20 protein-coding genes and 4 pseudogenes are annotated in these 24,208 nt (G+C 69.1%); 9 read left to right on the forward strand and 15 right to left on the reverse strand.

The genetic code is table 11. The features are described from left to right. Positions 1-17 precede the first annotated feature (17 nt). A complete protein-coding gene (locus ACX25U_RS05355; protein ID WP_454389382.1) occupies positions 18-5,105 on the forward strand; it encodes a class I SAM-dependent DNA methyltransferase in 5,088 nt (1,695 codons plus the stop codon). 98 nt (positions 5,106-5,203) lie between these two features. On the opposite strand, the gene ACX25U_RS05360 is transcribed toward ACX25U_RS05355, so the two are convergent. Together ACX25U_RS05360 and ACX25U_RS05365 are read right to left on the reverse strand one after the other, a co-directional pair. Next, positions 5,204-5,407, reverse strand: coding sequence for a DUF397 domain-containing protein (locus ACX25U_RS05360; RefSeq protein ID WP_454389383.1), 204 nt, complete (start codon positions 5,405-5,407; stop codon positions 5,204-5,206). Further along, positions 5,404-6,219, reverse strand: a complete 816-nt coding sequence (locus tag ACX25U_RS05365) for a helix-turn-helix domain-containing protein (protein ID WP_454389384.1) — start codon at positions 6,217-6,219, stop codon at positions 5,404-5,406. Before ACX25U_RS05365 ends, ACX25U_RS05360 begins: the two co-directional genes overlap by 4 nt. A 477-nt stretch (positions 6,220-6,696) precedes the next feature. On the opposite strand from ACX25U_RS05365, the gene ACX25U_RS05370 reads away from it, so the two are divergent. Continuing rightward, a complete protein-coding gene (locus ACX25U_RS05370) occupies positions 6,697-7,425 on the forward strand; it encodes a DUF4839 domain-containing protein (protein WP_454389385.1) in 729 nt (242 codons plus the stop codon). Between the two features lie 280 nt (positions 7,426-7,705). Here the strand turns inward: ACX25U_RS05370 and ACX25U_RS05375 are convergent, their stop codons facing one another. The 5 genes and pseudogenes from ACX25U_RS05375 to ACX25U_RS05395 form a co-directional block, all read right to left on the reverse strand. Continuing rightward, complete coding sequence (locus ACX25U_RS05375; protein WP_454389386.1) at positions 7,706-7,909, reverse strand: DUF397 domain-containing protein; 204 nt, start codon at positions 7,907-7,909, stop codon at positions 7,706-7,708. Further along, positions 7,906-8,016 (reverse strand): annotated as a pseudogene (locus ACX25U_RS05380) (transcriptional regulator); the annotation flags it as partial. The pseudogene ACX25U_RS05380 and the gene ACX25U_RS05375, both read right to left, overlap by 4 nt. Position 8,017: 1 nt before the next feature. Next, a pseudogene (locus ACX25U_RS05385) lies at positions 8,018-8,362 on the reverse strand (transposase); the annotation flags it as partial. Between the two features lie 108 nt (positions 8,363-8,470). Further along, a complete protein-coding gene (locus tag ACX25U_RS05390) occupies positions 8,471-8,782 on the reverse strand; it encodes a transposase family protein (protein WP_454389387.1) in 312 nt (103 codons plus the stop codon). Between the two features lie 380 nt (positions 8,783-9,162). Continuing rightward, positions 9,163-10,410 carry a hypothetical protein gene (locus ACX25U_RS05395; protein ID WP_454389388.1) on the reverse strand — a complete coding sequence of 416 codons (1,248 nt, stop codon included), beginning with the start codon at positions 10,408-10,410 and terminating at the stop codon, positions 9,163-9,165. 136 nt (positions 10,411-10,546) lie between these two features. On the opposite strand from ACX25U_RS05395, the pseudogene ACX25U_RS05400 reads away from it, so the two are divergent. Both ACX25U_RS05400 and ACX25U_RS05405 read left to right on the forward strand, forming a co-directional pair. Continuing rightward, positions 10,547-10,879, forward strand: a pseudogene (locus ACX25U_RS05400) (transposase); the annotation flags it as partial. Positions 10,880-10,958: 79 nt separating this feature from the next. Further along, positions 10,959-11,957 (forward strand): annotated as a pseudogene (locus tag ACX25U_RS05405) (ISL3 family transposase); the annotation flags it as partial. 145 nt (positions 11,958-12,102) lie between these two features. Here the strand turns inward: ACX25U_RS05405 and ACX25U_RS05410 are convergent. The 8 genes from ACX25U_RS05410 to ACX25U_RS05445 all read right to left on the reverse strand — a co-directional run bounded on the left by ACX25U_RS05410 (position 12,103) and on the right by ACX25U_RS05445 (position 17,682). Continuing rightward, positions 12,103-12,684: a dihydrofolate reductase family protein gene (locus tag ACX25U_RS05410; protein WP_454389389.1), complete on the reverse strand. Its 582-nt coding sequence runs from the start codon at positions 12,682-12,684 to the stop codon at positions 12,103-12,105. Between the two features lie 65 nt (positions 12,685-12,749). Further along, entirely contained in the window at positions 12,750-13,589 is an 840-nt protein-coding gene (locus ACX25U_RS05415) for a helix-turn-helix domain-containing protein (protein WP_454389390.1), read from the reverse strand. A gap of 216 nt (positions 13,590-13,805) precedes the next feature. Further along, positions 13,806-14,303, reverse strand: a complete 498-nt coding sequence (locus ACX25U_RS05420; RefSeq protein ID WP_454389391.1) for a Tn3 family transposase — start codon at positions 14,301-14,303, stop codon at positions 13,806-13,808. Between the two features lie 141 nt (positions 14,304-14,444). Beyond that, positions 14,445-14,888, reverse strand: a complete 444-nt coding sequence (locus tag ACX25U_RS05425) for a hypothetical protein (RefSeq protein WP_454389392.1) — start codon at positions 14,886-14,888, stop codon at positions 14,445-14,447. 11 nt (positions 14,889-14,899) lie between these two features. Beyond that, positions 14,900-15,187, reverse strand: coding sequence for a hypothetical protein (locus ACX25U_RS05430; protein WP_454389393.1), 288 nt, complete (start codon positions 15,185-15,187; stop codon positions 14,900-14,902). Between the two features lie 34 nt (positions 15,188-15,221). After that, positions 15,222-16,769, reverse strand: a complete 1,548-nt coding sequence (locus ACX25U_RS05435) for a caspase, EACC1-associated type (RefSeq protein WP_454389394.1) — start codon at positions 16,767-16,769, stop codon at positions 15,222-15,224. Continuing rightward, the gene (locus ACX25U_RS05440) at positions 16,762-17,184 is read right to left on the reverse strand and encodes an effector-associated constant component EACC1 (protein ID WP_454389395.1); all 423 of its coding nucleotides are present in this window, start codon (positions 17,182-17,184) and stop codon (positions 16,762-16,764) included. The genes ACX25U_RS05435 and ACX25U_RS05440 overlap by 8 nt, the downstream gene beginning before the upstream one ends. Positions 17,185-17,475: 291 nt before the next feature. Then, complete coding sequence (locus tag ACX25U_RS05445) at positions 17,476-17,682, reverse strand: hypothetical protein (RefSeq protein ID WP_454389396.1); 207 nt, start codon at positions 17,680-17,682, stop codon at positions 17,476-17,478. Positions 17,683-18,116: 434 nt separating this feature from the next. On the opposite strand from ACX25U_RS05445, the gene ACX25U_RS05450 reads away from it, so the two are divergent. The 5 genes from ACX25U_RS05450 to ACX25U_RS05470 all read left to right on the forward strand — a co-directional run bounded on the left by ACX25U_RS05450 (position 18,117) and on the right by ACX25U_RS05470 (position 24,033). Further along, positions 18,117-18,599 carry an ATP-binding protein gene (locus ACX25U_RS05450; protein ID WP_454389397.1) on the forward strand — a complete coding sequence of 161 codons (483 nt, stop codon included), beginning with the start codon at positions 18,117-18,119 and terminating at the stop codon, positions 18,597-18,599. Between the two features lie 401 nt (positions 18,600-19,000). Then, positions 19,001-21,280 carry a choline BCCT transporter BetT gene (gene betT / locus ACX25U_RS05455; RefSeq protein WP_454389398.1) on the forward strand — a complete coding sequence of 760 codons (2,280 nt, stop codon included), beginning with the start codon at positions 19,001-19,003 and terminating at the stop codon, positions 21,278-21,280. A 180-nt stretch (positions 21,281-21,460) separates the two neighbouring features. Further along, positions 21,461-21,976 carry an ATP-binding protein gene (locus ACX25U_RS05460; protein ID WP_454389399.1) on the forward strand — a complete coding sequence of 172 codons (516 nt, stop codon included), beginning with the start codon at positions 21,461-21,463 and terminating at the stop codon, positions 21,974-21,976. A gap of 150 nt (positions 21,977-22,126) precedes the next feature. Further along, complete coding sequence (locus ACX25U_RS05465) at positions 22,127-23,365, forward strand: AAA family ATPase (RefSeq protein ID WP_454389400.1); 1,239 nt, start codon at positions 22,127-22,129, stop codon at positions 23,363-23,365. Then, on the forward strand, positions 23,362-24,033 hold the full coding sequence (locus ACX25U_RS05470) for a hypothetical protein (protein ID WP_454389401.1): 672 nt from the start codon (positions 23,362-23,364) through the stop codon (positions 24,031-24,033). Before ACX25U_RS05465 ends, ACX25U_RS05470 begins: the two co-directional genes overlap by 4 nt. Positions 24,034-24,208 lie beyond the last annotated feature (175 nt).

Raw genomic sequence — 24,208 nt, forward strand, 5'->3', positions numbered from 1 at the left:
CCCAGAGGTTCACCACGATGACGTTCGACTCCCTGGTCAACCGCGGCGACTACTTCTCCGCGCACTACCTCGCCGAGGTCCTCCCCAAGGACCTCAAGTCCGGTCTGCTCGCCCAGTGGAAGCAGCGCGAGGAGGACGCCGCCGGCGCCGAGCGGCCCGAGGGCGCGCTGCCGGTCACCCCGCGCGCGGGCCTGCGAGCGCTGCGCCGCCCGTACTTCGCGGCCCGCTCGTACTTCACGATGGACGAGGAGCGGGCGGCGACCGGCGACGACGCCGTGACGTACGACGCCCCCGAGTGGCGCGACCGCGTCCGCGCGCTCAACGCGGAGGTGCTGCGCGCCCTCGGCTTCGACGCCAAGCCGGGCACGCTCACCGTCGTCCGCGCCGACCAGTCGTACGAGGTGACCGTCGCGCACACGGAGAAGGATCTCGTCGCCCTGGACTGCGGCTGGTCCGCCGAGCCCGACGACGCACTGGACCCCGATGGCGCGGGCCGCCTCCTGGACGAGCTGCGCCTGGACGGCCAGCACACCGTCACCACCGGCTCCAAGCTCGCCTCCTTCCTGTTCGCCTGCGAGGACGCCCCCCGCTACGTCCTGCTGCTGGTCGGCGGCGTCGTCGTGCTCGCCGACCGGGCCGCCTGGGGCGAGGGCCGCTACCTGGCGGTGTCGCTGGACACGGCGCTGGAGCGCAACGACACCAAGGCGGGCGGCGAACTCGACACGGTGGCCGCCCTGTTCGGCGCCGACTCGCTGCGCACCCCGGAGGAGGGCGGCGAGAACCCCCTCGCCACACTCGTCGACAAGTCGACGAAGCACGCGGTGGGCGTCTCCAGCGAACTGCGCGACGGCCTGCGGCTGAGCGTCGAACTCATCGCCAACGAGGTCCTGGACCGGCTCCGCGAGGCCGGCGTCCGCCCCGAGCAGGTCAAGGAACTCCCCGAGCTGGGCCGCCAGTTGACCCGCGAGTCGCTGCGCTACCTGTACCGCATCCTGTTCCTGCTGTACGCGGAGGCCCGTCCCGAGCTGGGCATCCTGCCCTCGGACTACCCCGAGTACCAGATGGGCTACGGCCTGGGCCGCCTCGGCGAGCTGATCGCCGAGCGCGACCTGATCGACGAGAAGTCCCGCAAGGGCTTCTACCTGTACGAGTCGCTGGACCTGCTGTTCCGCAAGGTCCAGGAGGGCTACCGCCCGCGCCGCACGCACGGTGTGGACGCGGAGCCGGCCGAGGCCGTGACCGCGAAGACCTCCGAGGACCTGGGCCTGCGCTTCGAACCGCTGCACTCCAAGCTGTTCGAGCCGGACGCGATCCGGCTGATCGGCCGAAACGCCGTCCCCGACCCGCGCGTCGACACCGAGGCCGAGGCCGCCGGTGCCGAGGGTGGGGAGCGCTTCATCGACACCCGGCTGCGCAACGAGACGCTGTACCGGGTGCTGCGCCTGCTGATGCTGACCCGCGGCAAGAAGCGCGAGCGCGGCGGCTTCATCTCCTACGCCCAGCTCGGCATCAACCAGCTCGGCGCCGTGTACGAGGGCCTGATGTCCTACTCGGGCTTCGTCGCGGGCGAGGAGCTGTACGAGGTCGCGAAGAACGGCGACCCGAAGGACGGCTCCTGGCTGATCCCGGCGACCAAGGCCGACGAGTACCCCGACGAGGTGTTCGTCCGGCACAAGGACGAGGACACCGGCGAGGAGCGGCGCGTGCGGTACGCGCCGGGCGCGTTCGTGTACCGCCTGTCGGGGCGTGACCGCCAGACCTCGGCCTCGTACTACACCCCCGAGTCGCTGACCCGCGTGACGGTCCAGCTCGCGTTGCAGCACCGCCTGGACCAGGACGACACGGTCACCGAGGCGCGCGAGCTGCTGGACTGGAAGATCTGCGAGCCGGCGCTCGGCTCGGGCGCGTTCCTCAACGAGGCGATCAACCAGGTCGCGGCGGAGTACCTGCGGCGCCGCCAGGACGAGCTGGGCGTCGCCATCGACACCGAGAAGTACGCGGTCGAACTCCAGAAGGCCAAGGCGTACATCGCGCTGCACAACTCCTACGGCGTCGACCTCAACGACACGGCGGTGGAGCTGGCGGAGGTGTCGCTGTGGCTGAACACCATGCACCCCGGCATGGAGGCCCCGTGGTTCGGCCTGCACCTGCGGCGCGGCAACTCGCTGATCGGCGGGCGGCGGGAGATCTATCCGGCGGAGAAGCTGAAGAAGGGCGGCTGGCTCGGTACGACTCCGGAACGCTTCCCGCTGTCGGAGGCTCTGGCGGGCACCCCGCTGCCCGAGGGCGCGGTGCACCACTTCCTCCTCCCGGCGAAGGAGTGGGGCGCGGTCGCTACCGAGAAGGAGGCCAAGGCGCTGGCCCCGGAGGAGGCGAAGGCGCTCGCGGCCTGGCGCAAGGCCATCACCAAGTCCCCCAACGCCACGCAGACCAAGCGGCTCCAGGGCCTGGCGCGGCGGGCGGAGTACCTGTGGGGGCTGGTCGTCCGCCGGCTGGAGATCTCCGAGCGGGAGATCTCGCGACGGATCGACGTGTGGGGCGCGGAGGACGGCTGGCTGCGCTCGCCCGAGGTCGCGGTCCCGAGGGAGAAAGTCAAGGCGGACCTGGAGGCGGTCGACACCCCGTACTGGCGTCTGAAGACGCTGATGGACGCGTGGTGCGCGCTGTGGTTCTGGCCGGTGCAGGAGGCCGTGCTGCTGGACGGTTCGCACGAGTCGTACGCGCGGGCGGCGGAGGTCGCCTCGCAGTCGGCGGGGTGGACCGTGTCGACGGCCCCGGTTCCGGCTCAGTCGGGTGCGCCCGCGCGGGAGACGTACGAGTCGGAAGACCTGTTCGGCGACGTCCAGGTCGTCGAGGTCAAGTCGAAAAGCGCGCGGGGCGGAAGCCGCAAGGAACAGATCCGGGGCGAGCGCCGCCCGGTGATCGCGTTGGCCTCGCTGGACGACTGGCTGGACTTCGCCGAGTCCCTGCTGGGCACGCAGGACGTGGCCGCGGACTCGCTGGTGGCCCAGTTCGACACCCTGGATGAACTGGAGCGGTACGAGGACGAGTTGCCCGAATGGATGGGCATGGAGCGGTTCACCTCGCTGGAGTCGCGGTATCCGTGGGCGGGGGTTGCTCGGGATGTGGCGGAGCGGCAGGGGTTCTTCCACTGGGAGTTGGAGTACGCAGCCGTCTTCGCGGGGCAGGGTGGGTTCGATCTGCAGGTGGGGAATCCGCCTTGGGTTCGACCTCGGTGGCAGGAGGACCAGGTCCTGGCGGAACTGGAGCCGTGGTTCACACTGGCGGACAAACCGAGTCCAGCGGAATGGCGCCTCCGCAAGGAAGAGGTGCTGAGCACTCGTGCGGAATGTCAGGGCTTCCTCCTCGACGAGCTGGCCGCCCATGCGGGGGCCGTCGCCGTGCTGGGCAGTCCCACCGTGTACCCGCTCCTACTTGGTACCCAGGGCGACCTGTACCGAGCCTTCATGGCTCAGGTGTGGCAGCACATCGCAGAGCACGGTAGCGCAGGCCTGATCCACCCGGACACGCACTTCGGAGGCGTGCGCGAGGGCGTCCTCCGGGCCTCAGCGTACCGGCATCTCCGGATCCACGCGCATTTTGTGAACTCGGCGAACTGGGCGTTCGAAGACCTTGATCGCGCACAGGAATTCGGAATGCACATCTATGGAACATCACAGGAGCCAGACTTCCTACATCTCAGCGAGCTCCGCGACGCCGAGGTCCTGCCTAGCTCGCTGATCCACGACGGACAGGGTGCAACGCCCGGCATCAAGCACAACGGTTCATGGGACATCCGACCGCACCACAAGCGCGTGGTGCATGTGAACACTGCACTGCTGGCCAGTTGGCAGGCCCTGACGGGCTCAACAGGTGGAGCAGCACAGGCCCCTCTGCTGTACCCGGTTCTCGTTGGCGAGCAAGGGGCGATCGAGGCACTGGCCGCCTATGGCAACAGCCTGGCCGACTACCGGCCGATGATTTCAAGTGGATACCATGAAGCTGGCGCCAAGAAGGACGGGCTGATCCGTTGGGGCAACCAGGCCGTCCCTCAGCTCGCAGATGTCATCCTCCAGGGGCCGCACTTCGCGGCAGCGCTCCCCTTCTCCAAGGAGCCGCGGATCCCCTGCCGAAGCAACCGAGACTGGGACTCGACCGCACCAACAGACCTGCCCGGCTCCCACATCCCGGTAACCAATTACGTTCGGGCTGCCGATGAGCAGACATACCGAGCCGCCCAGGATCTATGGCGCGGCAAGCCGTACACCTACCATTTCCGTCTTGCATGGCGCGAGATGATCCCGTTTCACGGTAGTCGCAGCTTGCAGGCCGCCCTACTCCCGCCCGGCCCAGCTCATATCCATGCCGTGCGGAGCATGGCGCTTGAAAGTAACCAACTTACGACCCTCAACGCAGGATTCTGGGCAGCGCTCCCCTTGGACTACCTGCTGCGCATCACCGGTCGCGGGCACCTTGACGTCACCGACGCCCGCAAGATGCCTGCCCCTGCCCTGAACCACCCCCTCGCCCCCTCCCTCCTCCTCCGCACCCTCCGCTTGAACACCCTCACCACCCACTACGCCCTCCTCTGGGAGGAGCTGTTCGACCCTCGCTGGGCGGGCTACGAGGACTGGGCCAACCCCCACTGGCCTCACCTGAAGCCCCTCGCCGCCAGCCTCACCCCCACCTGGGAGTACGGCACTCCCCTCCGCACCGAGTACGAGCGCCGTGCCGCGCTCGTCGAGCTCGACGCCCTCGTTTCCGTCTGGCTCGGCATCACTGCCGACCAACTCGTCGCCATCTTCAAGTCGCGCTACCCGCAGTTGTACGACTACGAGTCGGCCACCTACTTCGACGCAAACGGCCGCAAGATCGCGGGCGACTTCAACACCTACGGCCATGGCCAGACCAAGCAGGACTACTTCGATCTCCTCGCCCACCTGGAGAACCCGGCCACCACCCCGCCCCCCGCCGGCTACACCGCCCCCTTCTACAAGGCCGACCGCGAAGCCGAGATGCGCGCCGCCCATGCCCACTTCCAAGCTCGCCTAGACAAGGAGATCGCCACTGGCCGCTGGACCCCACCGGGGCGCCATGAGGCCTGAGTACCACTCCTCATAGCGCAGGTCGGCGCTTCCTATAATGAAGCGCCGACCTCGCGTGCCACTGTCTGCCTCGCACGACCGACCGTGGAACGGCCAGCTCACATCGCGTCGAGCAATGCAGACCACGCCAGTGAGCCAAGACTCAGCACAGGCCCACTCGTCACCGCCTGCTTCGAGTCCCGCACACGAACGACGCCGCCAGCGACAGCGACCTCCACGCACTCGCCACCCTCGCCGCTGCTGTAGGTGCTCTTGCGCCAGACCAGTTCACCGTTCGCCTTAGCTTCGTCCACGGCGTTCATCTCTCTCCCAGTAGCTTCTCGATCAGTTGCAACGACTCACGCGGCGTCAGTGCCTGCGCTCGAAGGATGCCGTACTGCTCCTCGTGCTCACGCACCGAACTCCGCTCGTGGAGTAGGCGGCTTTCTTTCTGTACCTCTACATAGGCGATCCTCTGGCCTTTGACCGTCTCGATCAAGGTGAACGGTCCAGCCAGCGCCGCATGTTCACTGACCTCGGTCGGCATGATCTGAATCTCGACGTTCCGGCTCCGCCCTCGGAGGGCGGTTTCCTCCAACTGCCCACGCCACACGCCCCACCCACCGATCGGCCGCCGTAGAAGCGACTCTTCGATCACGAAGCTGATCGTCGGCAGGGGCTTTCGGTCGAAGATCTCCTGCCGTGCGAGACGAGCCGCCACCCGCTCGGAGATAACTCTCTCGTCCAGAAGAGGGCGCCGCGCGTCGAACACCGCCCGCGCATACTCCTCCGTCTGCAACAGCCCCGGCACGGCCTGGTTGGCATAGACATGCAGCTCAACCGCCTCCCCCTCCAGCTTCGCCGCATCCCGGAAGAAGGCGGGGTACCGGGCCCGCGCCACCTCCTCCTTCATCACCGTCAGCAGACCGCCGGCCTCCAGCACCGCGTCCGCCCGCTCGATGAACTCCGGTCTCGGGATTCGCCGCCCCAGCTCCACCGACGCGATCATGTCCTCGCCGTACCCGAGCCTCGCGCCCAGCTCCGCCCGTGTCAGCCCCCGACTCGTCCTCAGCAGCCGCACCTGCTGCCCGAAACACCGCAGGATGCCCGTCTCGCCCTCGCCGTTCCCCGTCAACGGTGCCCTCTCACCTCACCCCGCCCACGCGGAGGCGCCGCTGCGGAACCCCGCCGCACGGCGCGCGACCTTCACTCCGGGCCCACCCTAGGGACACGCACCGTAGCTTTCGTGCCACTTCGGGCGGCTTCCCTCGTACCGCGTACGGGGAAAGCCGCCCTCCCCGCGTACAGCACCCTCGGGTGCGCACACCCCGCCAAGGATCCGCCCTCACCCGCCCGTCCACGAGAATGCGGCACCGGTCCCCCCGACGCGGGTACATCACGGGGTGCCCTCGGCAGTGCGCCGACCTCCTGGACGACATCGATGACGGCACTGTCCGGCCGGACGGCGAGGAGACCACCGATCCGCGTATCGGCCAGGACACGGCACGCCACCGGATTGCCGAAGATGATGTTGGTGACGCCGAGTTCCTCGCGAAGCCCTCTATGCTCGCGAGGCAGTTGGTATGAACAGTCCATTGGGGGGCGGAACCGCATGGCCGACGAGATCAAGTACGAGTACAAGACCGTGCGGACAGTTCGCGGGACCGACGGCTTGGTGATCTCGAAGATGCAGAAGGACGGCTGGGAGCTCGTGGAACAGGCCCAGGGCGCCCTTCGCTCCACCCTCGACTTCCGTCGGCCGAAGAAGCCACAGCCGTGGCTCCTGATCGGCGCGGCAGCCGCCGTCCTCGTGATCCTGGCCATCGTCATCGGCGTTGCCTCCGCACTCAGCGACGGAGGCGAGAAGAAGGGCGAGTCAGGCAAGTCGGCGGCCGCTGCGAGCGAGAAGACTTCCGCTGCGCCGACTCCGACCGCGGCCAAGTCGGCCGCCACTGAGGTGATCACGCCTCAGAACAACCCGGAGTTCGCGGCGCTGCTGAAGACGCCGGACTACTGCGACGAAGCGAACCTGGACTTCGCGACCAGGCACAAGGGCCAGACGATCGCGTTCAACGGCTCGATCGTCAACATGGCGCCCCACGGTGACTACAAAACCCGCTACGACTTCCTCCTGGGCCCAGGCGACAAGGGACCGCAAACGACGGTCGGCCCGGCCTTCAAGTACGAGGACATCAACATCCTTAACCTGAACCTGACCGGCAAGAAGATCCCCGCCACCATCGGCGAAGGCGACAAGTTCCGCTTCGTCGCCGAGGTGGGCGAATTCAACGCGGTCCAGTGCCTCTTCTTCCTCGACCCGATCTCTACGGAAGTCCGGTAGTCAAGACGGGCAGCCGCGTCATCACGGACCAGCGTGCCCGACCATTTTCCCAGCGACGACCGAGTACGGGACGTGATCCACGGCTTCAACGCCGACGGCCTGGACAGCGCAGCGGCTGATACGGCGGGCGCCTCGCGGGGACAGGCCGCGGCGGTCCGGAGCGAGGGGGCGTGTTCCTGGACGGCCGGTGCTTCACTTGGAGAAGCGCCGGCCGTCGCGAGCCGTCGTACGTCTTCACTCGACCGGTCATGGGAACGACCGGCTCACGGCGACAGCAAGCTCACATCGCCTCAAGCAAGGCCGCCCACGCAGCCGGGCCGACCTTCAGCACAGGCCCACCCTGCGCCACGCACTTCCAGTCACGCACGTGCACGCCGACAGCGGTAAGGGCGACCTCAACGCACTCGCCACCCGATCCAGTACTGTAACTGCTCGTGCGCCAGGACAGGTTGGTCGGACCGTGCGTCGCGTCTTCCGCGTTCATGGCTCTCCCAGCATCCTTTCGAGGAGCCCCAGCGACTCGCGCGGAGTCAGGGCCTGAGCACGCAGGATGCCGTACTGCTCCTCATACGCGCGTACCGACCTCCGATCACGTGGACACGCCGTGGACGTAAGCCTCCATGATGACGGCATACAGGGCCTGGTCGATGCGGCGGCGCCGCTCCAGCAGCGCGGGGAAGAAGCTCCCCGACCGCAGCTTGGGGATCGCGAGGTCCAAATCGCCGGCCTGCGTGCTGAGCGTCTTGTCCCGGTGGCCGTTGCGAAGCGCGGTACGCGTCTCGGTGTGCTCGTTCCACTCCGCGCCGATCAGGGCCGTGGCCTCGGCCTCGATCAGCTCCTGGAGCATCCGCTCGGCCACACCGCGAACGAGTTCAAGCCCGTCCGCCGAACGTAGTGACTCCAACAACCGGAGTAGGTCATGCTGAGACAGGGCCACCCTGCACCTCCCGCGTTGAATTGCCCCTTCAGTACGGAGAGTTGCACGGTGACCCACCCTGCGGGCCGGGAGCGAAAGCCACATTGGCGCACGCCCCCGGCGCGCTCCCTAACCTTGATCGGCTACACCACGACAAGGGACGTCATCCACGGTCAACTCTGCTGCCTGCTCGGCAAAGGTCCGACGAGCGCAGCGAGCACTATCGCAGAACAAGCGCCGAACACACAGGTCGATGACGACCGGACGGCCGCCCAGGGCGGCATCGGCCAAGTGCCGCCGGTAGCGGCTGCGGACTCGCCGATCCGGCGTACCGCAATCCGGACAGGGCACGGCCGTTCCGTCCCGGGTCCGAGCGACAACCAGTACCTTCTCCTCCCCCACCCGCACCGCGGCCAGGTGCGGGAGGAACTGCTGCAGCATCCCTCACGCGATCGCAGCGTCCTGCCGCCTCGACCGGCGCATCACCGGCACAGCACAGACCGCGCATGTCAGCCCAGCATGACGCTCCGTCACCGCTTCATGAAAATCTTGACTGAACCTCTCGATGGCGCCACCGCCACCCGCGCTCGGATCCGCCACGGCCGCATTCCCGTTGTGCGCGTGCGGGGCCGCTCCCGCCGCTCATCCGTCGCCGCCCGATCCGTCACAGGCTCGGAGGGTCCTTCCGGTTGATCTACCAGTCCCACCCAGCCGGAGGGACGCAGACCCTTTTTCCGGAAGGACCACCGCGGCCTGACCCGGACCGCACACCAGCGGCTCGGCGGTCCGATCGTGTTGATCCGAGGCAGAAAGCTGCGGGACTACGGCTTCATTGCGAACACGTAGCGATTGCCCCGGTACTCATTGAGCCCCCATAGGCGTCCTGTTCCGCCGTGGTAGCTCAGGTCCTCGGGGCCGACGGGGAGGCGCCAGGCTGCGGCGGCCTGGGAGGTGCTGCCCTCCCTCCACGTACGGAGGTAGCCGCGCCTGGAGCCCTTGCTGACGGAGAGGTAGTAGGTACCGTTCACACTGACCGCGCCCTGGGTCTGGCGGGCGTTGAGAATTTCCGCGACGCCCGTGGAGTGAACCCGGTTCTCCGAGTCGACCGGTACGAGCGCGCTGCTGGAGGGGTGCAAATTCCAGCGTACGGCCCGGGTCACGGTGTCGGGATGTTCGTCACCTTCGTGGAACTCGCTCACGAGGAGGGTGTGTGGGCTGGTCGTGCGGTCCACAGCAACCTGGGAGTAGCGGCTCAGGCGGTGCGAGGAGTCGGTGTAGTGGTAGTCGCGGCTCTGCGGGAGTACGTACTCGTAGCCGTACGCGTGAAAGGTCCCGTCGTCCTGGCGGCCGATACCGGAGCCCCGGGGGACCTTGAACATGTCGTCCAGGTTGTAGACGCGCAGGCCACGGCCGGTGTCCGCGATGTACAGCCTGTTGCCGTACCAGCCGATGCCTCCGGCGTGGATCCGAGCGGTGGCGAAGGTGTAGTCGCCGCCGCGGACGTTGTACGGCTGGACGAGGAGTACGTGGCGGTAGCGCGGCCGGGCCGGGTTCGTGATGTCGACGAAGCTGACACGGGCACCGAGCCCCGAGTCGGCGGTGTCGGTGGCGTACCAGGAGACCAGGACGACCTTCTTGCGCGTGCCTCCGCCCGGGCCGGTCGCGTCACCGCCCCAGCCGTCGAAGTTGGTCGTGATGCCCTGAGGCCGCCAGCGGGGGGTGAGGAAGTCTTCGCGGCTCCATCGGAAGCCGTAACCGAAGTGGCCGGACGGAAGACCGGGCACGGAGCCGACCCGGACGGCGCTGTGGTTCAGGTCGGCGAGAACGTCGTCGGCGCCGACCCGGGGCAGCTCGGCGCCGAGGGCCTCGATCCCGGATGTGTAGGGGCCGGACGGTACCCAGTCCGGGTGGGTGTTGATGACGAGGCCGTACGGTTCGGCCGCGTTGGCCTGCGAAGGCGCGGCGAGTTCGGCGGCGGCCAGGGCGAACGGGGTGGCGGCGATGCCGCGGAGGATCGTTCTTCGGGTTGCTCCCCCAGAGGTTTGCTGTACGTTTTGTGGTGTAGGCATGGCAAGCAGAGTAAGGGTGGACGCTCCGCCTCCGGTGGTGGTATCCAGCCCAAAGGCCTCTGAATAGCGTGGATTTGAGCCAGTGACGTTTTCTCAGCGAAGTGATCTACGCGAAGCGGCATGAACCACTCCATGCGTGAGCGTCCCCTTGGTCGTCGCGGACGCCGGCTACGGCGATGCCGCCGCCTTCCGCCACGGGCTGGAGGAGCGCTGCCTGCCCTACGCGGTCGGCATCTCCGGCCGCCACACCGCTCATCCGGCAGACGCCCGGCCCGTCCAGCCCGCCTACGCGGGCACCGGCCGACCGCCCGAAGTGCAGTACCCCGATGCGCCGCAGACCGTGAAAGATCTGGTCACCGCGGCCGGACGGACGGCGGCCAGGCCGGTGTCCTGGCGGGAGGGATCCCGGCCGGGCAGGGGCCGAGGTGGCTTCAAGCGCATGTATTCGCGGTTCGTCGCCCTGCGCGTCCCCCTGCAGGCATGGATCAACGACCCGGCCAGACGCAGGGAACCCGCACCACAAACCTCATAGCGCCACGACCGTCTCACTGGACTTGAAATCTTCCGCCCAAGGGCTCGGCGTCGCGTGGAACACCGCCAGCGACGCGGTCCTGGCCGAGGGCCGACGGGTGCTGATCAACGATCCCGGCCGGTTGAACGGTGTGAAGGTCATCGGGGTCGATGAGCACGTGTGGCGCCACACCCGCCGCGGGGACAAGTACGTCACCGTGATCATCGGCCTCACGCCGGTGCGCGCCGGTACGGGTCCAGCGAGGCTGCTGGACATGATCCCGGGCCGCTCCAAGGCCGCGTTCAAGGCCTGGCTTACCCAGCGCCCCCAGGCGTGGCGCGAGGCCGTGGAGGTCGTCGCGATGGACGGGTTCACCGGCTTCAAGACCGCCGCCGCTGAGGAGATCCCCGCCGCGGTCGCGGTGATGGACCCCTTCCACGTGGTGCGCCTGGCCGGCGACGCCCTCAACGACTGCCGCCGCCGCGTTCAGCAGACCGCCCGCGGCCGCTGCGGCCGTAAGAACGACCCGCTCTACCGTGCCCGGCGAACCCTGCACACCGGTGCCGACCTGCTCACCGACAGGCAGGCCGCCCGACTCACGGCCCTGTTCGCCATCGATGAGCACGTCGAGGTCGAGGCCACCTGGGGCATCTACCAGCGGATGATCGCCGCCTACCGGCACCCCGACCCAGCCGCGGGCCGCGAGCTGATGGTCAAGCTGATCGAGTCGCTCAGCGCCGGCGTCCCCAGTCCGCTGGTCGAGATCGCCAAGCTCGGCCGCACCCTGAGCAAGCGAGCCGCTGACGTACTGGCCTACTTCGAGCGGCCCGGCACCAGCAACGGTCCAACCGAAGCGATCAACGGCCGCCTGGCGCACCTGCGCGGCTCCGCCCTCGGCTTCCGCAACCTCACCAACTACATCGCCCGATCCCTACTCGAGACAGGCGGATTCAGACCCCGACTACACCCTGCATTGGTGAAGAGCCGCTCTTCCTGGGGGTCGGCCAAAGATGCGACGGAAACCGGCAACCAGTGATCTTGAGTTGAACTTGCCGCAGGTGAGATGCCGGGCGGATCGGCGCCGGCTGCCCGACCAGAGACAGCGATGCGCAAACGCAGCCGGAGGCCCGATCTTGTGTCACCGTCCGCAGTGGACTTCTTCGCGTACCCGCTCAGGTCGGTCAACGGCGCACCCGATAGCGCAGGTGAAGCACCCGGTTGCCCTGAATCACCACGTCAGGATCCTCCAACAGGTGCTGCGCGTGGACCGACCCGAAGTAGCGCTTGCCGGACCCGAACACCACGGGTACGACGTCCATGCGCACCTCGTCGATCAGACCCGCGGCAAGCACCTGGCCACCGACGTCGCCGGCGGCGACCTCGACCATGCGGTCACCCGCAAGCTCCTGCGCCTTGGCCACGGCTGCCTCGACGCCGTCGACGAAGTGAAACGGCGCCTCGGGGTCCCAGCCCTCGGGCTCCGGCCGGTGCGTCACGACGACCACGTGGTCGATCCCGCCCGGAGGCTTCCCGTCCCAGCCGTCCGTCATGTCGAAGACGTGGCGGCCGACGACTGTCACCCCGATCTGGTCCCAGTACGGCCGGGTGTAATCGTAGGACGTCTGCGACACCTTCAACCCGCCGCTCTCGTCCAACGGGACGTCACCGCTGGACAACCAGTCGAACAGCGGCCCGGGCTGGTCATTCTCGTCCGCGACGAAGCCGTCCACCGACACCGAGCTGTACATGACCACCTTGCCCACGGAGCCCTCCTCTGCTTTGGGGTGCCCCAAATTAACGTGTCGTGAGCTGTCGCTCTTGTAAGAAATCAATCGGCCGGCAGCGGCCAGCCGTCCAACACGTGGCCGGGATGCTCGCGCAGGAACCGCCGCCGGACTTCGACGTACCGGGTCGGCGTGAGCCCGGTGAACGCCCGGAACTCGTGGCCGAAGTGGGCCTGGTCGAAGTAGCCTGCGCCACCGGCGAGGTCGCCCCAGTCGATCGGTCCGGCGGGGTCGATCGCGAACACGGTGGCGGCGAAGCGGTAGGTGCGGGCCAGCCGCTTCGGCGTGACGCCGATGAGCTCCTTGAACCGCTGCGCCAGATGAGTGCTGCTGACACCGGCTGCCACGCTCAGACCGCCGATCGCCACCACCCCGCTGGTCGCCGCGATGACGCTGCTCGTATGGCGGACCAGCCCCAGGCCGACGGTCTCGCACAGCCGTCGCATCAGCTCCTCCTCGAGCAGCGTCAGCATCTCGTGCGGTCCGTCCGCCGTGGCCAGCCGGTCTCGCAGCTCGGCAATGGCGGACCGGCCCCAAACCTGCTCTACCGTCACCGGCCGGTCACACAGCTCGGCCGCGGGCATCGGCAGGAACGGCGCCAGCCCCCACGGCTTGAAGTGCACGCCGACGGACCGGGTCCGGAGTGGGTAGCCGAACTCCAACGCGCGGGTAGGCATGGTGACCACGCAGCCATCGGCGTACTCGGCCGTCTCGATGTCGGTGCCGGCGCGGATGAGGAACGGCGCCCCGAGGTTGACGATGAGCAACGCCGCCGGCATCGGCGGCAGAGTCAGCCGGGCGTACGGCGGCGCACCCTCCAGGTAGTAGAGGTCGTCGATCAGCCCGTCCAGCGGCGGTCGCGGCACTCTGGACACGTACTCCACGCGCACAGCATCGCAGACGCCCCGCCGGCATCGCGCCGGAATGGTCCAGCCGCGCTGCCGCCAGCATCGAGCCGGCGCCGATCCCGGACGAGCGCCCGGCGCGGACATTTGCGTGGGATACGCGTGCTGCGTGAGAGATGGAGGAGCCTCGGCCCTCCAGTGTCGCCCTGCATGGGGGAGGCGCTAAACCACCCTCTGCTGCGTTACCGTGCCCTGCTACGCGGCCGCGGGCTGTTCGCCGCCAAAGTCGACGTCGTCCAGCGCGGAGTCGAACACGTCCGGCGGGATGTGGAGTCCGTCGGTTGCGTAGGCGCCGAACCGGAGGATGTGGGAGGTCAGGTAGGGCGGGAGCCGGGCCAGATCCTCAGCGGTCACCTGCCACCCCTCGGCAACCAGCTGCCGGATGACCTTCATCATGTCGATCGCGGTGTGGAACAAGACCAGGTTGCACAGCAGCGAGTTCCATTTGACCGACTTTCCTGCTCGGCCGGGTCGTTCTCGGCGATCACGCCCTGGTTGCCGAACCGGGGTCCAGGCGGAGAACCCGTTGTAGGCCTCGGCCTTGTTGGTGGCCGCGATCACCCGTGCCCGCAGCCCCGAGTCGGCGAGAAACCGCAGCAGCGCCACGGTCCGCATCACGCGCCCGACCTCCCGGAACGCCTTGCAGATCTGGTTTTTGCGCGAGTTCCACGACAATCGGCGCATCAGCGTCACCGAAGACACTTTGCATGGTGAAGAGCCCGGTTACCTGCACCAGAACGGCGGATTCCTGACCTTTGAGATCAAGGTGGCGTACGCCTCATAACGACTCGCATCCAGGGCCAGGAGACTGCGCCATCCCGGACAGCTACGGCGTCACTGCCGGGTGCGGCGCCGGTGGAGGTCCACGGCCGCGTCGAGGACGCGGTCGATGTCGGCCGCGATGCCGACGTCCGTGTTATTCAGGTGCCGCACGATCGCCGCGCCCGCCCCTGACACCGCTGCGGGAGGTACGGGGATCGTCCGGAAGAGCGGCGGTACTCCGTAGATGTGGCGGAGGATCTCCTCCACGACGAACTCGTTGACCGGTCGTCGCTCGCCGCGGTGCCCGGCGGCGACCTCGTCGCTGAACGCCGCGAGGTCCTCGACGTCGCACCGGTCGCCCAGTCGCGGCGCGAGGAGCACGGCGACCACCGAGACGAGGAAGTCGTTGAAGGCGATCCTGTCGCGCGGTGAGAGGGCTTCGTCGAGCGCCTTGGCCCTGCGGTCCTTGAGGACGAGGCATTTGATCTGGTCGCGGAATCGTGGTTCGACGCGCATGCGGGCGCCTCCTACTCGACGTAGGTGAAACTCATGAGGACGGCGAGCACGGCGTCCTCGAACGACTCGTACCGGCCGACCTCGTCGGCACGGAAGACCCCGTGGGGTCGCACGACGGCGAAGGCGCACCACAGTCCCAGGTGGTGGTCCACACGGCCGGCGTGGAACGTTCCCCCGTCGCTGTCGAGGACGACGTGGACGGTCTCCTCGCCGGGGCGTGCGTCGGGTTGCGGCCGGAGCGAGAACCGGTGGCGTTCGAGGGATTTCCGGAGTCTCTTGCCGACTTTCGGGATCACCATGTCGTCCCTCCTCTGTCCTGTGGTTCGGTTCGGGTCACTTCTCCCGGCGACGGAGTTCGGCGGCGCGGGCGCGGAGTTTCCCCGGGCCGACGTCCTTGTAGTACCGGTGCGCCTCGCTCGCGAGGTCCGCCCTGCGGGGCAGCCGTGCGGTGAAGTCGGTGAGGATGCGTGCTTGTTCCGCCTCGTCGAGGGCCGCCCACTCGCCGTAGGGGCCGCCGCAGGCGTCGGTGAGGACGTCGAGGCACTGGGTGAGCGCCAGCAGCTCGTCGCCGTCCCAGTCGGTCAGCCATCGTTGCCGCAGTACCCCGGCGGCGTGGCCGGCGATGGTGTCGTCGGTCGGGGGCTCCGGTTCCGGCTCCTCGTCGTCCTCCTGTCCGGGTTGCTCGTCCCCGGGCTGCCGGGACGCGTCGATCCCGAGGCGGATGCGCTGCTCCAGTCCGGTCAGCCGTTCCCGTGCCGCGCTGTTGCCCCGGCGTGCGGCGAGGTCGTACCAGTACAACGCCTGGTTCTGGTCCTTGTACTGCTCCTCGTAGAGCTGTCCGAGGTGAAGCGGGCCGACCGGGTCGCCGGCTTCGGAGGCCCTCGTGTACCACTGCGTCGCCTCCGAGAGCGCCGTACCGTCGACGGGGCCCGGCTCGATGCCCTGCATCCTCGCCTGGACCCGGCCTTCGGCAATCTGCCCGAGCCGGTTCATCGAGGGCGTGTGTCCGGCCGCGGCCGCCGCCTGGTACATCGCGGTGATCACCGGCAGCCGTTCGACGCCCTCCTCGGTCTCACGGCGGTACGCCTCGCGGTAGAGGGCGTTCGGGTCGGCGCCGGGTTCGGGTGGGGCGTCGGGGGCGTTGTTGCGGGCGAACACCCAGCCGGCGGCGTGGTCCTCGATGCGGCGGCCCGGCTCGGGTCTGCCGTCCTCGACGAGCCGGTCGGCGACCACGCCGAAGATGTGGTCGAAGGTGAGGCCGGCCGGTGCGCCGCGGATGCCCTCGCGCACGGTGTCCACGAGGGCCTTGGTGAAGTACGTCTGTGCGTCGGCGACGTCCTCCTTCTCATACCAGGAGGTCTCGAACGCGCTGCTGCTCATCAGCACGTACGCGCCGGACACCGGGGGCAGGCGGGTGGCGGAGAGGCGGCCGTACTCTTCCGTGGCGAGCCCCGCGTAGCAGCAGTCGAGCACGGCGATCTTGACCGCGGCCGGGCTGAAGCGGAACGCGTCCCGCACCGTCTCGAACGGCAGCCCCGTGGCGGCCGTGTAGTGCGCGTCGATCCTCGTGTCGCCCACGGTGAGGCACAGCCGCTCGCGGTGGTCGTAGATCCCGTGTCCGACGTAGTAGAAGAACGCGACGTCCGTGGCCGCGGTGAGCGCGTCGATGAGCTTGACACGGCTCGTGCCGAGCGTGGGGCGGTTCTTGATCTGCACGATGGACTCTTTGGGCCACGGGCCGCACACCGGGTCCCGGAGCAGGTCCCGCATCCGGTTGAAGCTGCGTTTGACCGCGAGGACCCGCTCGAAGTCCTTGTAGTCCCAGGTGCCCATGAGGACCGCACGTGACCGGGAGTAGTCCCGGCTCGCCGGGTCAGTCATCGCCGAGCAGGCGTTCGGCGATCTCGAGGACCTTCTGGGGGTCGTCGAGGTTGTCACCGGTGACGGTCGCGGACCGGTCCCCCCGGGTGAGCGTCACGGTCACGGACGACCGCCGGGACCTGATGAACGCCGGCAGCGTCCGGATCGCGACGGTGAGCACGGCCGCGGAGGGCACGAGCAACTGCAGCGTCTCGACGACGCCGAGCTCGCCCTCGTCCGGGGCGGAGCGCCTCCGGGTGACGGTGGCTTCCGGGACGGTGCTGAGACGGCGGAACAACGGTCCGACGTCGGCCTGCTCGGAGACCGTCACGACGACTTCGAACGGTGTCGCGGTGGCCTCTGCGGCGGTTTCGGGTTCCTGTGGAGCGATCGGTTCGGGCATCGGGGCCTCCAGGTCGGCGGTCCGGTCGGTCACCGGGGCGGCGTTGTCCGCAGGCGTTCGTCTGCTGAGCGTCCTCAGCCGGTCGTCCGCGCAGGGCGTTCACCGCCACCCGGCGCTGCGCGGTGACGTCGGTGACATCGATCGGACCGGCGACCACGCCCCGGGGACGGTCAGGAGGCCGAGGACGTGACCGCGCAACCGGCCCGCCCCGATCCCGGCGCTCCCCCTCCTCGTGCGTCGCCGCGCCGCGGCGGACCTGCTCCGCGGTCACGTCCTCGGTCCACCGCTCGCACACGCTGCGGAGCGGAACGTCCTCCCGGACGTCTACTGCCGGACCCGGTTGTAGTAGAGCGCGACGTCCTCCGGAGCGTGCAGGCGCACGTCCTCGCCGTCGGCGCTCACCAAGCAGACCCACCCGGGCGAAGCGGAATCGGGCTTCGTGAGGGTGAAGGGGCCTTGCCCGTTCACTCCCCACACGGTGCCGCCGAGACCCACGGTGTGACCGTCCTTCGTGCGATAGCTCGAGGTCATGCAGCAGACGTATCACTGCTCCTGCTGCCCTGCGGCCCTTTCGCAGAACTCCGACACCTTTGGGAGCGGCGGTACCGATCCGCGTGCGAAAGGCCGGTCGTCGATGAGCAGGCCGCCCCCCACCACGTGAACGCGTCACCTCTCCGCCCTGCGCCTGACATGCCGTCGGCTGCGCCACGTACAGAAGCGGGCCGTACAGGTGCGGGCCCGTCCCGCTCGGTCCACGACGGGGACCACGTCGGTCGGGTCCCCGCCACGTGAGGCCGGCTCCGCCACGCTGCCGTGCCCGGGCGTCACCCGTGACGTACAGCGCCCCGCCGTACAGGCGTCACCTCTGGTGACACGCCCGTCGCGACCGGGACGCTGCCGCCATGCCCCTCTCGTCATCCCCTCGACACCCGTCCTCCGCGTCCACGACCGCACGCGATTTCGCCATGGCCTTCACCTCCACCCCGCGAGGAGCCCGCCTCGCCCGTCTCTTCGTCGCGCACTGCCTGGACTCCTGGGGCCACCCCTACGACAGCGACGTCAACGAGACACTGACCCTCATCACCGCCGAGCTGTGCGCCAACGCCGTACGGCACGGACGGGTCCCCGGCCGGGACTTCCACGTCCGGCTGGCCGCCGAGGCGGACGGCGGGCGGCTGCGCGTGGAGGTCTCCGACACCCGCACGGAGCGCCGGCCCGTCGTCACCGCCCCTGCGGACCCCGACGCCGAGTCCGGCCGCGGCCTCCTCCTCGTCGCCGCCCTGGCCGACGACTGGGGCGTCACCGACCGCCGCTCCGGTCCCGGCAAGACGGTGTGGGCGGTGCTGGACACCGCGTCGAGCAGCCGGCCCGGTGCCCCTCCGCAGGCACCCGCACCCACCGCAGCGCCCGGTCGACCTGCCGCCTCGAGGACGCCGAGGAGGGGCTGAAGCGGGGGCTCGGCTCGCCGGTCCTCCGGGAGAGCGACGGCCCCACGGCCGCCCGCGAGGCGCTGGAGCACCGGCTGATCCCCTCTCCGCGCGGCAGCAACCGACTGGTACGACCAAAACCGGCTCAACAGTGAGATAGGGCACATTCCGCCCGTCGGATACGACGCCGCCAACCACTGCCCGAGCATCACGAAAGCCCAGGTCACAGGCAACATCTGAGAGCTCTGCCGACCCGGAGTGGCTCACGGAGATCACTTCGTTAGGTGTACTAACATAACTAGGTGGGCCCCACGACAGGGTGCCCACTCTGCACGGCCTCCCCCATCCCTTCGGATCGAGGCCGCGGACGTCTGCCCACGCCGGCGCCCGCCCGAACTCGTCGCCGACAGGAGGAGGACCGCATGACCGAAGCCGTAGACACGCCCCGCCCCGGGGGCGAGCCCCCGAAGGCCCCGATCGAACGCCGCCACCTCGGCGGCACCGAACGGCGGCGCCACGGCCAGGAGGCCGAGAACCGTCCTCCCGTCTCCAGCCAGGAGCTCAGCAAGGCCCCCGCGGAACTCATCGAGGAGCCCGGCCCCAAGGTCAACTGGCGCGTCTTCCTCATCTCCTCGGCCGTCATCGTCGCCTTCTCCCTCTGGGCCATGTTCGCGCCCGGGCACGCCGCCGGCACCATGCGGGCCATGGTGGCCTGGATCGCGGAGAACCTCGGCTGGTTCTACGTCCTGACCGTCACCGTGGTGATCGTGTTCGTCCTCTGGGTCGCGCTGTCCAAGCAGGGCTCCGTCCGGCTCGGCCCCGACCACTCCCGGCCGCAGTACAAGCTCTTCACCTGGGTGGCCATGCTGTTCGCCGCCGGTGTGGGCATCGACATGCTCTTCTACTCCGTCACCGGGCCCATCAGCCAGTACATGGCTCCGCCGGCGGGCGAGGGCCAGACGGCCGCGGCAGCCCAGGACGCCGTGGTCTGGACCATGTTCCACTACGGTGTGGCCGGCTGGGCGATGTACTCGCTGCTCGGCATGGCCATGGGCTACTTCGCCTACCGCTGGGGCATGCCGCTGTCCATCCGGGCCGCCCTGTACCCCCTGCTCGGCAAGCGCGTCCGCGGCGGGATCGGCGACACCATCGACATCGTCACCCTGGTCGGCACCGTCTTCGGCGTCGCCACCTCCATGGGCATCGGCGTCGTGCTGCTGAACGTCGGCTTCTCCCTGCTGTTCGGCCTCCCGGAGGGCCTGGCCCTGCAGATCGCGCTGGTGGTCGTGGCCGTGGTCATGACCATCGCCGCCTGCACCTCGGGCCTGGACAAGGGGATCCGGCTGATCTCCGAGCTGAACATCTGGGGCGCGGCGGCCATGCTGCTGTACATCCTGGTGACCGGGGAGTCGGCCTTCCTGCTCAACGCGCTGGTGGAGAACATCGGCCGGTTCGTCTTCTCGCTGCCGGACCGGACCCTGCAGACCTTCGCCTACGAGGAGGGGGGCTCCGGGTGGATGGCCGGCTGGACCCTGTTCTTCTGGGCGTTCTGGCTGGCCTGGGGCCCGTTCGTGGGCCTGTTCCTCGCCCGCATCTCCCGCGGCCGCACCCTGCGCGAGTTCGTCATCGCCGCCGTCACCGCCCCGGTGCTCTGCGACTTCCTGATCGTGAGCATCTTCGGCAACAGCGCCATGCGCCAGGTCCTGGACGGGAACAAGGAGTTCGCCCAGCAGGCCATGGACAGCCCGGAGAAGGGCTGGTTCGCGCTGCTGGAGATGTTCCCCGGCGCCGGCTTCCTGATCGGCCTCGGCACACTGTCCGGATTGCTCTTCTACCTCACCAGCGCCAACTCCGGCGCCATGGTGATGTCCAACTTCTCCTCCTCGATACCCAAGCCGTCGCAGGACGGGGCGAAGTGGCTGCGCGTCTTCTGGGCGGTGCTCACCGCGGTGCTGACCATCGCGATGCTGGTGGCCGGCGGGGTCACCACCATGGAGTACGCGACGCTCATCTTCGCCCTGCCGGTGACGGTCATCGCCTGGCTGGTGATGGCCTCCTTCTCCAAGGCCCTGCGCATGGAGCGGGCCGAGCGCGAGGGCCGGGTTCTGCACCGGCAGTCGACGGCGGCGCACGGCGGCCACGCGCCCGAGCGCACCTGGCGCCAGCGGCTGGAGCGGATGCGCTCCTACCCCTCGAAGAAGCAGGTGGCCCAGTTCGTGGAGCGCACCGTGCAGCCGGCGCTGGCCGACGTGGTCCGCGAATTCGGCCAGCAGGGCTACCCGGCCACACTGGAGCTGGTCCCGAACGAGCACACCGGTATCCCGGGCCACGCGCTGGTGGCCACGATCCCCGAGCACCGCGACTTCCACTACCAGGTGCAGGCCGTCGAGGCCCCGGTGCCGATGTTCGGCGGACGCATGTCCCGCCAGACGGACGTCTACTACCGGGTCGAGGTGTTCACCCAGACCGGCTCCGAGGGCTACGACCTCATGGGCCTGTCCCCCCAGCAGGTGATCGACGACGTCCTGGACCGCTACGAGGCGCACCTGGGCTTCCTCACCTACTCCACCGAGCACGACTACGCCTCGGTGCTCACGCCGCCGATCGCGACCACCACGGGTGCCGTCCCGGTGGTGGAGTCCGCGGAGCCGCAGAGCGACGCCGGTGGTACGGACACAGCGGGCAGCGGGCCGAAGGCGTAGGCGCCGCTCCACCGGACGCCGGTACCCGCGCCACCCGCTTCGCAGCCCCACGGCGGCCGCCAGGTCTCGCGGCGGCCCCGTCCTCCCGGAGCCGGCCGGGCACGGCAAGGCCCCCGCGCCGACCCCTCGGTGCGGGGCCCGTCTTTCGTCCACCCGGCGCTGGGCCGTTCGACCGCTCAGGTGCACGATGTCGGGCGCCGCCTCGGCTCCTGGAACCACCCCTACGACAGCGGCGTCAACGAGACAACGGTCCTCATCACCGCCGAGCTGTGTGCCAACGCCGTACGGCACGGGCGGGTGCCCGGCCGGGACTTCCATGTCCGGCCGGCCGCCGAGGCGGACGGCGGGCAGCTGCGCGTGGAGGTCTCCGACACCCGCGCGGAACGCCGGCCCGCCGTCGCCGCCCCCACGGACCCCGACGCCGAGTCCGGCCGCGGCCTCCTCCTCGTCGCCGCCCTGGCCGACGACTGGAGCGTCACCGACCGCCGCCATGGCCCCGGAAAGACGGTGTGGGCCGTGGTGAGCACCGCATCGAGCACCCGGCCCGGCCCCTTTCGGCAGGCACCCGCCGGACCACCTTGCCGACCTGCCGCCGAGCCCGTGACGACTGCTCCCACGCCGACGAAAGCAACTCACCGAACCGACGACGCGTCGGAGGCCGCGAACCGCGAGCGCGATGTCAGTGGCCCGGCCTAACCTGCTCCACGTACCGGGTCACCTCGCACCGGACCGTAACCTCGCCGTCGTTCGGGCCGCGCACAAACAGGACGGAGAACACGGCAGCGCGGGCAACGCGTCCGGCCCACTCCCCCGCACCGCGATCACCGACCCGATAGGTTTCGTCCCATGCCTGGCCGTCTCCTCGAACTGCACGTCGAGAACTTCCGCAGTCTGCGCGACGTGACCGTGCCGCTCGGTCCGCTCACGGTGTTAGTGGGTCCGAACGGCGCGGGCAAGTCCAATGTGCTGAAGGTGTTCGACTTCCTCGCCGACATCATCCGCACCGACCTCCAGCCGGCGCTCGACACGCGCGGCGGGTTCGACGAGGTGGCCTTCTGGGGCGGGCACAAGCCGCCGACCTCCCTGCGCATCCACCTCAAAGCGACCTGGACGACCAACTCCACCCTCAACGCGCCGGACGAGTACGGTCTCACCATCCGGCGCCGCTCCCTGCGGTCGAAGCAGACCGGCGAACGGTCGCCCTACTACGCGCTTTCCCGCGAGGAGAGCTTCGCGTTCAAACGCAAGCAGGGGCGCGGCCGACGCATCACCATCAAGGGTGAGGAAGCACGCATCCTCGACGTGCGGGCGGGTGAGAGCAAGGACAGCGGCAGCTTCGGCATCCGGCGGCTCAGCAGCGGCCTGTCCACGCTTCCCCGGCTCGGCCCCTCCGACGGTGGCGACGAGGTGACGAGGGTCGCCGACCGGCTGTCGTCGTTCCGGGTGTTCGACGTCGACGTGGCGGCGGCCCGGCAGCCGACACGCCTGCGCGGGGCGGACTTCACCAGGCTCTCGCCCCACGCCAAGAACCTGGCCGGGTTCCTGATCCACCTCAGCGGCCATGAGCAGACCTGGGACGACCTGGTCGCCGACGCGCGCACGGTCCTCCCGCAGTTGGAGAACATCGAGTTCGAGGAGGTCGGCGGGGCGACCGACCAGCTGACCGTCGTACTGCGCGAGCGCGGCCTGCGCCGCCTGACGCCCCTTGCCGACGCCTCCTACGGAACGGTCCGGCTGCTCGGGCTGCTCGCCCTGTTGTACGACCCCAACCCCCCGGCGTTCACCTGCATCGAGGAGATCGACCACGGGCTGCATCCACAGGCCCTGGAACTCGTCGTGCAGCGGCTGCGCGAGGCTGCCGAGCGGACGCAGTTCATCGTCGCCACCCACTCGCCCGCCCTCGTCAACCGGCTGCGTCCGGAGGAGTTCGTCGTGTGCGACCGCGACGAGGACGGCGCGTCGATCATCCCGGCTCTCACCGTCGACGAAGTGAAGGGCATCGTCGAGGAGTCCGGTGAACAGCCGCTCGGGGAACTGTGGTTCTCCGGTGTGCTGGGCGGCGACCTCACCGGGGGTGCGCTGTGACCCCGAAGGGGCGGCAGAGCGGCGGGCGTACGTCCCGGGCGCAGGAACGGGGCGTCATCGTGCTGGCCGGTGAGGACCAGAACGACTGCGAGATCCTGGCCGCGTTCATACGTGCCCACCGGCCTGACCTCGACGCGGCGGCCAAACTGGTCCGCATCAACGACCCGGTGCGGCTGCGCAGGAAGTCCGGCCCGGACCTCGCCGCCGCCGTGAAGGCGCTGGTCGGCAAAGCGCGGGCCAAGGCACGCCAGCAGCGCGCCCAGTTGCTCGGCTTCGTCGTCCACGAGGACCTGGACGGTTACACCGACGCCCACTATGACCGGATCCGCAGGGCACTGGCCGACGAACTCACGCGTCAGGGGCAGGAGTTCCGGACCGCACTCGCGCTCGCCGCATGGGAGAGCGAGGGCTGGCTGCTGCTCTTCCCGGGCGCCTTCCCGCATGTCCGTCCGCGCTGGAAGGTCCCCGCCCATCTGCTCGACAGGGACACGGGCCGCGTCAAGGACGCGAAGGAGGAACTCAAGCGGGGGCTCGGCCAGCCGGTCTTCCGGGAGAGTGACGGACCCGCGGTCGCCCGCGAGGCACTGAAGCACAAACTGATCCCTTCCCCGCGCGGCACCAACCGCTCGTATGCGGACTTCGTCGGGGACCTGTCGGACTGGGTCTGACGCCGCCCTGCCACGCGCGCCAGAGGAGGCACAGTCGCTCCCTGCCCGATTACTTCCGGCCATCACCGGAAGCTTTCTCACGCTTTGGCGCTATGGATCCCCTTCACGGTGGTCCGGGATTCGACCACCTGGGTACCGTTGTCCGAGGTGGCCGTTATGTTTGGTGCTGATCGTC

It is taken from the genome of Streptomyces sp. JNUCC 63 (assembly GCF_054366325.1).

Excerpts from the sequence above, each read along its gene's own strand:
- betT (WP_454389398.1), top strand. The coding sequence starts at position 19,001 with ATGACCGAAGCCGTAGACACGCCCCGCCCCGGGGGCGAGCCCCCGAAG.
- ACX25U_RS05395 (WP_454389388.1), bottom strand. The coding sequence starts at position 10,410 with ATGCCTACACCACAAAACGTACAGCAAACCTCTGGGGGAGCAACCCGA.
- ACX25U_RS05445 (WP_454389396.1), bottom strand. The coding sequence starts at position 17,682 with ATGACCTCGAGCTATCGCACGAAGGACGGTCACACCGTGGGTCTCGGC.
- ACX25U_RS05430 (WP_454389393.1), bottom strand. The coding sequence starts at position 15,187 with ATGGTGATCCCGAAAGTCGGCAAGAGACTCCGGAAATCCCTCGAACGC.
- ACX25U_RS05435 (WP_454389394.1), bottom strand. The coding sequence starts at position 16,769 with ATGACTGACCCGGCGAGCCGGGACTACTCCCGGTCACGTGCGGTCCTC.
- ACX25U_RS05390 (WP_454389387.1), bottom strand. The coding sequence starts at position 8,782 with ATGCTGCAGCAGTTCCTCCCGCACCTGGCCGCGGTGCGGGTGGGGGAG.
- ACX25U_RS05355 (WP_454389382.1), top strand. The coding sequence starts at position 18 with ATGACGTTCGACTCCCTGGTCAACCGCGGCGACTACTTCTCCGCGCAC.
- ACX25U_RS05425 (WP_454389392.1), bottom strand. The coding sequence starts at position 14,888 with ATGCGCGTCGAACCACGATTCCGCGACCAGATCAAATGCCTCGTCCTC.
- ACX25U_RS05465 (WP_454389400.1), top strand. The coding sequence starts at position 22,127 with ATGCCTGGCCGTCTCCTCGAACTGCACGTCGAGAACTTCCGCAGTCTG.
- ACX25U_RS05360 (WP_454389383.1), bottom strand. The coding sequence starts at position 5,407 with ATGAACGCCGTGGACGAAGCTAAGGCGAACGGTGAACTGGTCTGGCGC.
- ACX25U_RS05450 (WP_454389397.1), top strand. The coding sequence starts at position 18,117 with ATGGCCTTCACCTCCACCCCGCGAGGAGCCCGCCTCGCCCGTCTCTTC.
- ACX25U_RS05375 (WP_454389386.1), bottom strand. The coding sequence starts at position 7,909 with ATGAACGCGGAAGACGCGACGCACGGTCCGACCAACCTGTCCTGGCGC.
- ACX25U_RS05370 (WP_454389385.1), top strand. The coding sequence starts at position 6,697 with ATGGCCGACGAGATCAAGTACGAGTACAAGACCGTGCGGACAGTTCGC.